Annotated in this window: 17 protein-coding genes and 1 tRNA gene; 10 read left to right on the top strand and 8 right to left on the bottom strand. The window is 40.4% G+C overall.

The annotated features are described in order from the left end of the window. Positions 1–348, bottom strand: coding sequence for a hypothetical protein (locus J4227_06715; protein MBS3110193.1), 348 nt, complete (start codon positions 346–348; stop codon positions 1–3). A 49-nt stretch (positions 349–397) separates the two neighbouring features. Between J4227_06715 and tnpA the strand changes: the two genes are divergently transcribed. After that, the gene (tnpA, locus tag J4227_06710) at positions 398–850 is read left to right on the top strand and encodes an IS200/IS605 family transposase (GenBank protein ID MBS3110192.1); all 453 of its coding nucleotides are present in this window, start codon (positions 398–400) and stop codon (positions 848–850) included. On the opposite strand, the gene J4227_06705 is transcribed toward tnpA, so the two are convergent. Together J4227_06705 and J4227_06700 are read right to left on the bottom strand one after the other, a co-directional pair. Beyond that, the gene (locus tag J4227_06705; protein MBS3110191.1) at positions 818–1,054 is read right to left on the bottom strand and encodes a hypothetical protein; all 237 of its coding nucleotides are present in this window, start codon (positions 1,052–1,054) and stop codon (positions 818–820) included. The two genes, tnpA and J4227_06705, sit on opposite strands and share 33 nt — an antisense overlap. Before the next feature lie 53 nt (positions 1,055–1,107). Next, a complete protein-coding gene (locus J4227_06700) occupies positions 1,108–1,362 on the bottom strand; it encodes an ArsR family transcriptional regulator (protein MBS3110190.1) in 255 nt (84 codons plus the stop codon). A gap of 90 nt (positions 1,363–1,452) precedes the next feature. On the opposite strand from J4227_06700, the gene J4227_06695 reads away from it, so the two are divergent. The 4 genes from J4227_06695 (at position 1,453) to J4227_06680 (ending at position 4,468) form a co-directional block, all read left to right on the top strand. Next, a complete protein-coding gene (locus tag J4227_06695) occupies positions 1,453–1,878 on the top strand; it encodes a hypothetical protein (GenBank protein ID MBS3110189.1) in 426 nt (141 codons plus the stop codon). A gap of 13 nt (positions 1,879–1,891) precedes the next feature. Continuing rightward, positions 1,892–2,065 carry a hypothetical protein gene (locus tag J4227_06690; GenBank protein MBS3110188.1) on the top strand — a complete coding sequence of 58 codons (174 nt, stop codon included), beginning with the start codon at positions 1,892–1,894 and terminating at the stop codon, positions 2,063–2,065. Positions 2,066–2,616: 551 nt separating this feature from the next. After that, positions 2,617–3,168, top strand: a complete 552-nt coding sequence (locus J4227_06685) for a hypothetical protein (GenBank protein ID MBS3110187.1) — start codon at positions 2,617–2,619, stop codon at positions 3,166–3,168. 757 nt (positions 3,169–3,925) lie between these two features. Then, positions 3,926–4,468, top strand: a complete 543-nt coding sequence (locus tag J4227_06680) for a hypothetical protein (GenBank protein ID MBS3110186.1) — start codon at positions 3,926–3,928, stop codon at positions 4,466–4,468. An 18-nt stretch (positions 4,469–4,486) separates the two neighbouring features. Here the strand turns inward: J4227_06680 and J4227_06675 are convergent, their stop codons facing one another. The 5 genes from J4227_06675 to J4227_06655 form a co-directional block, all read right to left on the bottom strand. Beyond that, positions 4,487–5,203: a hypothetical protein gene (locus J4227_06675; GenBank protein MBS3110185.1), complete on the bottom strand. Its 717-nt coding sequence runs from the start codon at positions 5,201–5,203 to the stop codon at positions 4,487–4,489. A gap of 62 nt (positions 5,204–5,265) precedes the next feature. Further along, entirely contained in the window at positions 5,266–6,069 is an 804-nt protein-coding gene (locus J4227_06670) for a site-specific integrase (GenBank protein MBS3110184.1), read from the bottom strand. Between the two features lie 42 nt (positions 6,070–6,111). After that, positions 6,112–6,207: transfer RNA gene (locus J4227_06665), tRNA-Phe, on the bottom strand. Positions 6,208–6,364: 157 nt separating this feature from the next. Then, positions 6,365–6,913, bottom strand: a complete 549-nt coding sequence (locus J4227_06660; GenBank protein ID MBS3110183.1) for a hypothetical protein — start codon at positions 6,911–6,913, stop codon at positions 6,365–6,367. Positions 6,914–6,983: 70 nt separating this feature from the next. Further along, on the bottom strand, positions 6,984–7,400 hold the full coding sequence (locus J4227_06655; GenBank protein ID MBS3110182.1) for a hypothetical protein: 417 nt from the start codon (positions 7,398–7,400) through the stop codon (positions 6,984–6,986). Positions 7,401–7,636: 236 nt separating this feature from the next. Here J4227_06655 and J4227_06650 point away from each other — a divergent pair, with 236 nt between their 5' ends. From J4227_06650 to J4227_06630, 5 genes are all read left to right on the top strand, one after another. Next, complete coding sequence (locus J4227_06650) at positions 7,637–8,332, top strand: hypothetical protein (protein MBS3110181.1); 696 nt, start codon at positions 7,637–7,639, stop codon at positions 8,330–8,332. A 35-nt stretch (positions 8,333–8,367) separates the two neighbouring features. Then, on the top strand, positions 8,368–9,495 hold the full coding sequence (locus tag J4227_06645) for a tryptophan--tRNA ligase (GenBank protein MBS3110180.1): 1,128 nt from the start codon (positions 8,368–8,370) through the stop codon (positions 9,493–9,495). A 106-nt stretch (positions 9,496–9,601) separates the two neighbouring features. Next, positions 9,602–9,826, top strand: coding sequence for a hypothetical protein (locus tag J4227_06640; GenBank protein MBS3110179.1), 225 nt, complete (start codon positions 9,602–9,604; stop codon positions 9,824–9,826). 75 nt (positions 9,827–9,901) lie between these two features. Next, on the top strand, positions 9,902–11,206 hold the full coding sequence (locus tag J4227_06635) for a hypothetical protein (protein MBS3110178.1): 1,305 nt from the start codon (positions 9,902–9,904) through the stop codon (positions 11,204–11,206). Positions 11,207–11,216: 10 nt separating this feature from the next. Continuing rightward, complete coding sequence (locus J4227_06630) at positions 11,217–12,575, top strand: hypothetical protein (GenBank protein ID MBS3110177.1); 1,359 nt, start codon at positions 11,217–11,219, stop codon at positions 12,573–12,575. Positions 12,576–12,582: the final 7 nt, after the last annotated feature.

Raw genomic sequence — 12,582 nt, 5'->3', positions numbered from 1 at the left:
TTATTGTTTTGTCAAATATGTACAGATGTGCATAACAACATATGCACTTCTGTCAGCATGCATATTCAAAATTAATAAATCTTTTAATGAAATTTCTTTTTCTGTATTATCAATTTTGTGAATAACGATATTTTTTCCTCGAAATTCATAGGAAATATGGAAAAAAGCATTTCTAACGTCGGTATCAAAATTATCAAAAAAGTCCAAGTTAGCTACTTTAATTTGTTCTTTAAGTTTTTTAATCTCACTTAGCCAGAAATCTCCGCAGTTTACTGCGTGAGATGAATGGCTAATTTTTTCTGCAAGAAAAAATAAAAATGCGTGACGAGCGTAAGCAGCGTCACGCACTAACCTTCCAAAGTTAGCGTGAGCTTTGCTCGTCGGAGGACGAGCAAAAATGGCAACACTTGAGTTAAGGCACCATGCGCATAAGGTTGGCGTAAACGTGCACCATCTTGAATGGTGCACAAAGTACCGCTACAGGATGTTCAAGCAGGAGAAGTATAAAATTCTTGCGGAAGAAATCCTCAGAGAGACAGCGGCAAGGCATAAGATGGCCATAAGGGTTCTTAGCGTCATGCCAGAGCATATCCACATCAGCGTTGAGACGCTGCCGAGCATGTCGCAGAGCAAGGCATTGCAGCTTTTGAAAGGAAATTTGAGCTACAAACTTTTCCGTTCCAATGAGCATTTCAGGCTTCGCTATCCAAAAGGGCATTTCTTCAGCCCGGGAGGACTGGCAAACAGCGTCGGATACAACACAATCGACGTGGTCGATAATTATGTGAGGCATCAAGAAGATGTGCATCAACTGAGGTTACATGCCTTTGCCGGAAGCCCCGCACTTTAGTGCGGGGAGGAGGTCACGTTCTGAGGAATTTTCAGTAGAGGGAAGTTTCAATTTTCGATTGGCATTTATTTCAACCATGAGACTAAAGATTTGCGGGGCTTTTTTTCTGACAAATTCGATATCAGCTTTCCCAGCTTTATCCTTAAGATGAAGTTCTATACCTTTTTCGACTAAAGCTAAAAATTCTTCTTTATTAAGTTTCATGATATATGTTTAATGTGATGCCTATTAATATTTTATCTAGGTTACAATCCATTTTATAATTCAGTGGCCTTTTTATTTATCTTATTTCCCAGCTCTGTTTTTTTATAAAATCGATTGTAAGGCTCTTTTGGGTCAAGACAGACTGCAAGTTTCCTTCTTGCTAGCTCTATTAGTATTTCGCTTATCGTGCTCCTGTGGGTCTGCAATTCTTTTGATAGCATGGTAGCTGTTTTGGGTTTATCTAAGGCTGCCAATACCTTACTTCTTAGTCTTCCTCTCAGCACCCATGAAACTTCTTCCCAAGTCATGGGTAGGAATAGCGTAGTTTTTCCTATTTATTTGAGAGTAGGTTCAGCGTAGGAAATCTTTATAAATATACATCCCTAATAACCTTATGAATGACGGAAAATAATGATGAACTAAGGAAAGTTTGGAATCTTATCCATAAGTACCAAACTGAAGGATTAAGTCGAGACCAGATAAAAAGTAAATTAATCAAGAAAGGAGCTGATGAAGAGATAGCAGAAGAACTTCTAAAGGATTTTAAAAAAGAAAAAATTGAGGAATCTAGTGGAGGATTTGACATAAGAGCCATCCAGGAGGATAACAAAAGGGCATTTTTGCTTGGTGCTATAGTTACTGCACTTTTCTATTATTTTGTGGGTGAGAAATTTCTTTTTCCTTTCCTTAAGATATTCAATATGCCTGTATCAAACGGATTCAAAATATTTTATGCAATATTCATGTATATTTTTTTCACAGGAGGCATAATTGGTATTATTCAAATGCAAAAAGCAACTTTCAATCAGGCATATAGGAAATAGAGGGGGTATACACATGGGGAAAACAACGAAGGATGAAATATCACCACAACCCACAATCAGGGTTCTAGTAGCCTATCCCTATGAAACAGGCTTTAAAATGGGTATAGGTTTTATTTTTTTTTCGCTACTCGTACTGTTGGCTTTTGGCTTCTTTGCAATGATAATAACATTGCTTGGGAGGGCATGATAAATTGGCAACACAACAGCAAGAGCAGACCATAAGCGAATTTTAGTTGAGCGTTGGAGGAAGCTTCAAAGATTTTCAACATTCAATATGCTCCTCTTTGTTTTTTATTTTCACAATACCTTTGAGGCCTGCCTTCTCCAAGATAGCTTCAAGCCTTTTCCTTTTTTCCTCGGGGGTTTCTTCTGTCATGATAGCACCTCATTAGTATTATAGTAGTATGTAATACTTATATATAAATCTTTCTTTTTGTAAATCAATAAATATATAAATTAGTAATACCGATGGAACACTATGCCAAGAAAGACCACAAGCCTGAAGATTGACTCAGAGCTTTGGAAATCTGTTAAGAAACATTGCATTGACAAGGAGATAGACATATCAGATTACATAGAGAGCCTCGTTAGAGCTGATTTAAAGAGGAGCTAGACGGGGTGGTAGTGACATTTCATGGCAATGCTCTCTAGGATACCCTAAAGCTAACTTTAGCCTGGATTTTCAAGAGTATATGATTAAAGCCAGGAAATAATCATATACCAAAAAGTATATGAAACATGGCCAAGATTCAATGTATCAAACGCTCGAATGGAACCTTAGCTTATTCTGCCTATTTGCCAAAAGAGGAATTGGACAAGGCTGGATTAAGTAAGGGGGAAGAAGTAATAATCAGGAGCAATAGGCCAGGCAGCTTAGAAATTTTCAATTCATCAAAATTACATAATATAGAAATTCTGCCTGCCGAAACATCGAACCAAATAGTACAAATTGACTTCTCAAAACAAGAAGTGGATAATTTCATGCCTCTTTTTGATAAGCCAGTACAACAACAAAAAGAGATGGCCGCAAAGTTATCCTTATGGATAACAAGACAGATGGATGAAGAATCAAAAACAGGTCAGCTATCAGATTCCTTAAGAAGATGGATGACTCTGTATAAGGAGATTCTAGACAGCATCCACAAAAATTTGTATGGTGAAAAATCACTCAGGATGAATTTTCGAAGCGAGATAAGCCATGCTGATATAGCTGCTTTGATGAGAAAATATAGAAATGTGCCAGCAAATAAAGAATCTAACGTATCTGTTGGCAATGCCAATTTGTCCTAGGTTATGATACTCTTTTTGTTAGGTATTCTAAACCAAAGAAAAAAAGACATTAATACGAATCTGGAGAAGATATTAAATATAGAATTAATATTATCTTGAAAAGAATTGACAAATAAACTAATCTTTAAATATCTAGATATAATAATTCCAAATTAGGGGTTAAAAGGTTGAAGAAGAATAAGCTAAATTTTAAAGAATTGTATCCTCTTCTCTGGAATCAATATCAATTTCTTGTTCAGCAGAGGCAAAAACTTGATGATACTATAAATTATCTAATGGCCTTGAACAGCCTAATACTACTTGTATATTTACAAATATACAATATAAATATCTCACAAGTTTCAATCTATTTAATCCCAATTATTTTTCTATTCTTAATCCCAATCATAATCTTTTTTAAGAATTTCTTGCCACAAAATTTATACCTACATTTTGTTGAGCTTATAAACATAAAAAAAACATATGACGGCAATGGCAACATCTACGAAACATTTGTTAGAGACATAATGGGGGTTATCCCTCATCTTAAAGCATATAGAGATTTTAAAAGACGGATAATCATACTACTTCTCAATTCATTATATCTTGGACTACTTTGTATCGTTTTTATTCATATATATTGCTCGGACAGATACTACTATCTCTTATTGGTATTGCTTATTGGATTTGGATTACTATGGTACCTAAACGCTATCTCTTGGAAAAAGGAGTACGTTAAAAAAGAAGAAATCAAGAAAAATAATACTTTTATTGAGGGTTGGTTGAAATAGCGACTGGTGACAATATGGTGCCATTAGCATTGATGCAAAATAGAATTGCAAATATATCTATAAGTCCATCAACTTTACGTGGGCAACCAAAAGGTAGTGTCAAGATAGCCATTGATTTTCTTCAAAATATGAATTTGCAAGAGCTGACAAATATTAAAAGTGAAGTGGAATTTATTTCTTGGCTTGATTCAAAAACTCATTCACTTATGGAACTCTTACCCTCAAAAAGTTGGGGTATGGCAAGAAAATCACTTAATATTTTTCTATTTCAAGTTGTTCACGACATTTTCCTTTCAGATAAAAATAATTTAAGAAATTTGATTCCTTATCTGGAATTGACATTGGATAACCCAAATGCAAAAAAGTTGATGAACAAAGCTAAAGAAGAAGGCATAAAATTAAATTGGAGTAACATTAACAATTTGCAAAGGGAAAATAGTGATAGCATCCAAATATTTGCAAGGAAATTAGCTAAGGAGCAATATACTTGTGATAGATGTTATTTAGACCTATATTTTTGGAGAGTTTGAAAGGGAACCGCAAATTGGCTATTGATGTTGAGAGATTGTATAAATAAGTTGAACTGGTGCTCTATACATCCCCGTTATATTTTTACTAAATGATTCGTTCTTTCCATCTTTTGAATACTGCGCAACCAGTAAAACCTTGAAATAACACCAACCACAGCCTATTGAAACACCACTCACCTTTTTCCCCGTTTGTATATCACTCATACTAAAATCAAAACTATATCCAACATTAGTTAAACGAGAAAATGGATAGCACTCTAACGATTTAAATATATCAATAACATGTTTATTTCCAAAAGGAATCTCTTTTTGAGAATGGGCAGGCAAAATTGGAAGATGATATTGGTCGTAGAGGTTATCCATCCCACAGGAAGTTATTGCAAAGTAAATGTCCTTGAAAGTAAAATCCCCCGTATTGTAAATAATTAAAGGTAGATACTCCCCAAATTTGTCCTGTTTAAGATAAGGGGATACCTCCATCTCAATATTCGGTTTGAATTCAAGTTGGTCTAACCTGTAATTAATTTTATTTGAGGCATATGTTTGCAGTAGAAATACCCCAATTGAAAATATTATAAGCCAAATCAGAAATCTTCTTTTTACTCCAAGAATTGATGCAATAAACAAAGTTGATTTTTTTAAAAAACCATTTGTATGTTGCCAACAATATTGCTCACCAACTTCAGGATTCCTTTGGCAAGGTTGCCCATCTTTTGTTGTTCCTAAACAAGCCATAAAAAAGTGTACTATACATAGTATAAATAGATTGGCACATTTCGGAGGATTTTATGCTGCGATTAATTCTTGTTAGCATTAACCTTCATTTGCTTATACCTAGCGTACATCTGCATAAACTCCATTAAATTGTCCTTTTCTTGCATATTCTCTGGCTCAAAGACTTCATCTACAATAGTCCCAAGCTTTTCCAGATTGATGTTAATGTAGGTCTGAGTGCTTTGTAGGTCTGTATGTCTGGCTAACTTCTGAGTTAAAATAGGGTTCTTGCAGTGGTTATAGACCTTGGTTATGAAATAATGCCTAAGGCTATGGGTAGTCAATCTATGTAATTTCCTGGGTCCTTTTTGCCTTGGATTCTTTTGGTCATCAGCATAGTCATACCATTCATCCAAGTTAGTCAAAAGACAACATTCCCTAAACTCATTTCGTAACCAATGTTGGCTAATATGGTCTCTTTTCTGCCAGGGATTATCAGAAAATAAAACAAAACCACCTTTTTCCTCAATTTTATTTTGGTGTTTCTGAACCCAGGTTAACAAGAATTTTCGAACCCTGGAAGGCATAAACATAAAGTCTCCAGTCTTGGCTTTTAATGTTGAAATCCTGACCTTGTTGCTGCGGAAATCAATGTCATCCAACTTCATATTTACAACTTCAGTAACCCTTAAACCAAGATGGCTTTGCAGTAGAAATGCCAAATAAGCCTTAGGGTTCTTCACTGACGATAAAAAGCGCTGCAATTCCTCTTCTGTGAAGCCCTTGTTTATGTTGCCATACTTGCGTTTCTTATCCTTTGCCCTATACTTTTCCTTGTATATTTTATGCAAGGTTTTACTTAACCTTTCCAGCTTATGTTTCGTCAAACTACTAACTAACAACTCAATCCTATCAACAGAATTAATAGATGGGACGACTGGGATTTGAACCCAGGACACCACGGTTTCAAACATCTTTTGCAAGATTCTTCAGCCGTGTGCTCTCCCAAGCTGAGCTATCGTCCCAGAGCTGGCCTCAGCTCGCACGGAATCGTATTAACGGGATTTCGCGTTGCTCAATCCCATAAACTCAATGCTTGCTTTGCAGCCAACAACATGCTTCAAAAGTATCCCAACATGCTTTAAAACCTTTTCGGAAAAACTGCTGCAGAAAAAAAGGCTGCTAATAATACTGGGGAGTAAACCTCATGGACGCAGGCATCCCGCTGTATGAGGAGGCAGCCAGATTGCTTGCATTCTCAAACACAGCAGCCACAAAAGTGACATCATTCTTGATGTCATCCAGGCTGTTCCTGCCCAGCTTCATTGAGCTCCCAAGGCTTTTTGGCCGTGCTATCCTGTGCAGCCATGGGCGCTCCCCCTGGCCCGGGTCTTCCTGTTTTTTTCCAGGAAGCCTGGTCTTGACTGCCTCATAGCCGACATTCCTGAGCACCATCCAGAAAAGGTTTTCAGCAAGGACCGCCTCGGCATTCTCATTATGGCCCATGTTTTTATGGCCGAGCATGATTTCAACTGATCCCAAATCATTTTTTCCGGCCTCAGTTGCAGTTCTTACGCTGACATAAAGCCCCCTGCCACGGGAATCATCTTTTCTAAATACGGTGCGGCAGTCATCCCTGTCATATGGAGCAAATCCAAGCTCTGCAAGATGGCCAACATAATTGCCCAAATCCATAACTTTTCCATTGCTTGCCAAGTCCGATACTCCCATGAATTTAAAAATCTGCGAGAAATTAAAAAGCTTTGCAATTTGACTACTGAACAGTAAAATAAAGAAATAATCAATTTTCCTCTTCGTCGTAAAGGTCATCAATGCTTTCTTCCTGCACGTCGCCACTCTCATCCTCGAAATTATCATCTGTTGCAGGAGTTGCTTCCTTGGCGGATGCTCCTGGGGCAGAAGCCGACGCCTTCCCAACCACTTCCATGCTTCCAAACTTGCCTGTTGAAAGCTGTGGCTCGCCCTGCCATTCGCCGACATAGCCATTCTTGATCTGGATCTTGTCGCCAACATTGACCTTGTCTATGTCATCGTTCCACAAAGTCAGGGTCATCTCGCCTGATTCATCCTTGACTTTTGCATTGGCAACCCTGCCAGAATTGCCAAACTTGTTGAAAGTCCGGACATCGCCCTTTTCAATAACGTCGACGACCACATCTACTTTTCCCTGCCTAACCTGTAAGTCTTTGAGTGCCATGATGCCTGAAAACCCAAGTTAATTTATAAATCTTATGCAGAAAGTTTAAATATAACATGCATTTTCACAGGACTATGGTAAATTTCAAAGTTGATTATTGGTATTGGCGCTAGAACTTCTCATTGTTAGCTTTTGCCATGAATTCCCGATGTTTTTGATGGCTTGATACATTGCCGTCCTGGATTCTTGGCCAACAATTTTTCATTTTTCACAGGATATACAAAAACAACGGAGGAATGATTAAGATGATGACATTTAAGGGAGACACAGAGCTGAGGGGCATTGTAGCGGAGCTGCTTAAGTCAAATGGTATACCGGGCCATCGCGCAGGCATCAATGAGCATATCCATGATACTGGATATCCAGGGCTCGTTATTCCGGAATTGCATGTAAGCATCCATGACTTGCATGACCATAATCTGGAAGCCAAGATGGCAGGCCTGATGCAGGACATCGGGCTTGAAATGACACATTTTGAGCCTTCGACGAGAGATTATTACGAGGGATTGGAAGACAATCCAGGACAGGCAATTTCAGAGATGGGGGGCAAGGATGGCAGGGTCTATCTGAGAGTCATTGTCCATGGCAAGGCCGGAAAGAATGTGCTTCAAAAGATCAGGGCACACATGGCAGAGAGCCAAGGTAATGGAAAGGTTCCCGAAACCGAGACGAATTTTGGCCTCTATTCCATACATGGATCGGGATTCTTAGCATACAACAGGGACAAAAACGGGGCTCTGGATTTGGTGGTTAGCGCCTATGAACGAGAGATGCGGCATGCTGTTGAAGGGATTCGCAAGGTCACCAGAAATTTTGTTGTCCGCAGGGCTGATAACAATGATTTATACCAGCTGGTCATGAAAATGGCGAATGTTTATGATGGCAGCTCCCCAACAAGCCGATCTAATGCCCCTTCAGGAGCTTTCATGTAGGTAAATTATTTAAATGTGGAATGGGTTGAAGCAGCATGACAGACAAGCATGAAAAGTTCATCGTCACGCCCTGGGAAGTCAGGGGGGAAATTGACTACGGCAAGCTTGTGAAGGAGTTTGGAACAGAAGCCATAGATGAAAAACTACTGGCAAGGATAAAAAAACATACAGGGGAATTGCACCATTTCCTGAGAAGAAAGCTTTTTTTCAGCCATCGTGACATGAATTGGCTCTTGGATGAGTATGACAAAGGCAACAAGTTTTTCCTCTATACAGGAAGGGGGCCATCCGGCAACACACATATTGGCCATTTAATCCCGTGGATGTTCACCAAGTGGCTGCAGGACAAATTCCATGCTGAGCTGTATTTCCAGCTGACGGATGATGAGAAATTCTTGTTTAAGCAGGGGCTTGAGCTGGACGACGCAAACAAGCTTGGTTATGAGAACGCATTAGACATTATTGCATTAGGATTTGACCCTAAGAAAACTTTCATATTTTCAGACATTGATTATGCAAAAACACTTTACCGCGAAGCGATAAAAGTTGCAAAGAAGCTGACTTTTTCAACAACAAAGGCAGTGTTCGGCTTCCAGAACGAAACAAATGTGGGGCAAATATTTTTCACATCCATGCAGAGTGTGCCGGCATTCCTGCCCTCAATCAGGGCCGGGAAGAACATACCATGCCTTATCCCGCATGCCATTGACCAAGACCCTCATTTCAGGATCAGCAGGGACATATTGCCAAGAATGGGGTATTACAAGCCAGCATCCATACACTGCAAATTCCTGCCAGGCCTGACAGCAGACTCGAAAATGTCAGCTTCTGAGGAGAACACAACAATCTATACAACAGATGACGAAGCAACTGTCAAGAAAAAAATCAACAAGTATGCGTTTTCAGGCGGGCAGCCAACGATTGAGGAACACAGGAAGAAAGGCGGCAACCCTGAGATAGATATCCCCTACCAATGGCTCAGCTATCTTGAGGAGGATGACGGGAAGCTGAAGCAGATCCATGATGATTACAAAAGCGGCAAAATGCTTACAGGGGAAATCAAGCAGATTGCGATAGACAAGATAAACTCATTCCTGAAGGAACACCAGAGAAAGAGAGAACTGGCAAGAAAGCAGCTTGACCGGTTCATACTGCGAGACTGAAAGAATTTGTCCAACTATTCGTGTTTTAAGATTTGCGCCCCACTGAAAAGAAAAGTTTATATCTGAATAGTGTGTAATGACAAAATAATTGAAAAGAGGTGGTATTTTGCCAATTGACGTTGCACCATTGCCGGCAAGCTTCATGCTGATGAGCATGGTTGGCTATCTTGGGTCTGTGCTCCTTGTTTTCCCAATCTCGCACAGCTTCGGGTTTGCATTTGCTCTTGTTTTCATAATGATGTTCATCGCAAGCGTCATATCCATGACTTATGCCCCTGAAAAAGAGTCGCTGATTCTTGACAGCATGAGGAAGCACTACAAAAGAAAATAATTTCTTTGAGTTTTCACTACTTTTCAATGCTAAACATGGCAAAGATTTAAAAAGCGAAGTTTCTTGGCCATATGCATGCGAAATCCCAAAGTCCCAAATCTAAGGTCAGGGCTGCCCCCTGAACAGCAGGAAATATGGGATAGGATGGCTATTGAGAAAAGCCCTGTAAGGGGATTCATAGCCACACGCTTATTGAAGCCAAAGATTCTTTCCTTATATGATGCCATCTATAACAACACAGAATCTGATGCGGAACACATGGCGTCTTTCGACTCAAGGAATTATGTGTCAACGCATATGTCCCATGGGGATTATGTGCTACAGGGCACGCTAATCCATGATTTGGGGCTTCCAATCCCCAAGATACTCGGAAGGGAACGGCTTCTCGAGAAAATGAAGACATCCCCCTCCCGAAAAGACAGAATTATTGCGCCTGCAATGGGGCATTTTCTCGTTAAATTCCCAAATGAAGAGTCCCACAGAAATATTGCCACCCTGCAAAAATACCTGACGCATCTTCATTTGGACGATGACGACCTTCTCATGTATTCAGCAGGATTGTCCATAAACGGAATCAAGCCCTTTGAAGCAATGCTTATTGCGCCCTCCCTGGCTGCCCAGAGAATATCAGATAAGCATGGGCTGGGGAAAGACATTGCAGTTGTGCCTACTCTCTCAGTGCCGGAAGTAATCCCTGATTATACCTTCTACGGGGATAAATCCCTAAGGGAAAAGGATGCAGATTCAGCAAGATGGGGCTTAATTTTTGACCACGCAAAGTCCGGCTTCAAGGGGGATTTGACAACATATTACGGCGCCCCGATTAGCATGAAAAAATTGCTTTCTGAATATCCAGGGGCAACCGACAAGGAACTGAGAAATTTAAGAGGCATGGTCCAGGAGATGGCTTGGGGCAGGGTAATGGGCAATTTTCCGCTTCAAAGCACAAACATCTTGGCTTACGCACTGCTGGATTTAATCTTCAAAGGCAGCCAGGCACAGCATTATGACCACTTGTTTTCCCTTCTCCCTGAATCAAGCAGTGATAAATTTGACACAGGCCAGGTTCACAGTGAAATTCTTTCAGGCAGGCATGATATCCCGAAGCAGGAGATATACAGGGCAATTGCAAATGTACTTCAAACAGCAAAAGAATATCACATCCCCCTGGCCAAAAATATCGAAGGGCAGACAGCAGAAACTATTGCTGAGAGGGCACTAAAACTTTTCAACCAATCCAAAAAAAGAGTCATATTCAATGAAAATGGGATATTGGTGCCGGGGCAGACGCATGACGGGACCGAGGCTGCATTTTTAATGTATGCAAGTGTGGCCAACCAAATTATAAATTACCATAAAATGAAACCTTCCAGAACGTGAGCTGATCAAAATGACCGGGATAATAGCCTCAAAGCCAGATAACCAAATTAACATTGCAATAGTTGGCTCAGGGGCGCTGGGCCAGGCGCTTGCCAGTGTATATCTGGACAAAGAAAGGGCGATTCCTGGGCGGAATCTTGAGTATAAAGTCACACTATTGAACTTTTATCCTAGCCCCTCTCGGGTGCTCAAGGAAGTTCAAGATGGCAAATATGATTTTAGGGAATTGCACGCACACTCAGCGTATGACCACTTAGCCAAGGGGGTATATTACGACACTGGAAAACGCGAGGCAGGAGAAGGAACTTTAGTAATCGCTGCCCCTGAGGTTACTGGAAGCCTGGATGATTCTATACAATTGGCGCTTCACGAGGCAGATGTGGTGCCACTAGCAGTTACCTCAGACGCAGTTAGGCCTGTCCTACAAAAATTGGTGCCATATTTGAAGCCCGGCGTTCCGGTTGTCAATTACGCAAAAGGCTGGGAGATGAATGACCAAGGGAGTAAAATAACAATCACAGACCCATATCACATTATGAGGGAAGAACTCGCTGGCTTGGGCATACCTAAATTTTATCATTCTGGTTATATGATGTACACCAATCTCCTGAATGGCCAACTGACATTGTCCATGCTTTGGACAGGGATGGGAAGCGATGTGAAAGCAGGTGAAAAATCCAGGCACGAATGGCTTAAGTATCTTAGCCATGTTTTAAGCAGGGAAGATTATGGCGTAATCCCGGCGGGTTCGAAAGGTCTGAGAACCGTGCTTCTTTCCGGATTAATCAAACCAACAATTGCGTTATCGACAGGCTACTTGGCAGGAGTAGAAAAAAATGGCAGGCGAATCTACGAAAGCGAAGGCGCAAAAGGAGCCTTAATCAATGCATACTTGGACAGCCTGCACCACTTCATTGCAAAGTTTGGCGGCAATCCAAAATTCATATTCGACCCAAAATTCCAGGCAATAGGTGATGACATCAGGTATACAGCACAGGGACCTGACAGCGCCAATTACAAAGCAGGGCTTAAAAGAGCCCAGGGAATGCCAGTTGAGGAAATCAAGAACCAGAGCGGAAGAAGCATTGAAGGATTCAATCAGCTGCCCATACTGAAGGCCCTAATCGATATAGAGCCGGAACTTGACACCATGGGCTTGATTCCTGCGACTCATGACATATTTTTCAGGGATGGCATGGATGTAGAAACACTTATCCGCAATTTGCTCCATAACCAGACAGCTTTTTCAGATGGAACAATGCCTCCAAAGAAATCATTCAGCTCTGCAAGAAGCCTGATAGAAAACTGGAACATGGACAGATTCGGAAAAACCGATCCCATCACAATTGAAAAAAAAGTCAGAAAATAATCCTGAA

The sequence above is a fragment of the Candidatus Woesearchaeota archaeon genome (assembly GCA_018303405.1).
Lineage (GTDB): Archaea > Nanobdellota > Nanobdellia > Woesearchaeales > JABMPP01 > JAGVYD01.
The sequence above is the reverse complement of the archived record's forward strand: the minus strand, read 5'-3'. Positions and strand labels throughout refer to the sequence as shown.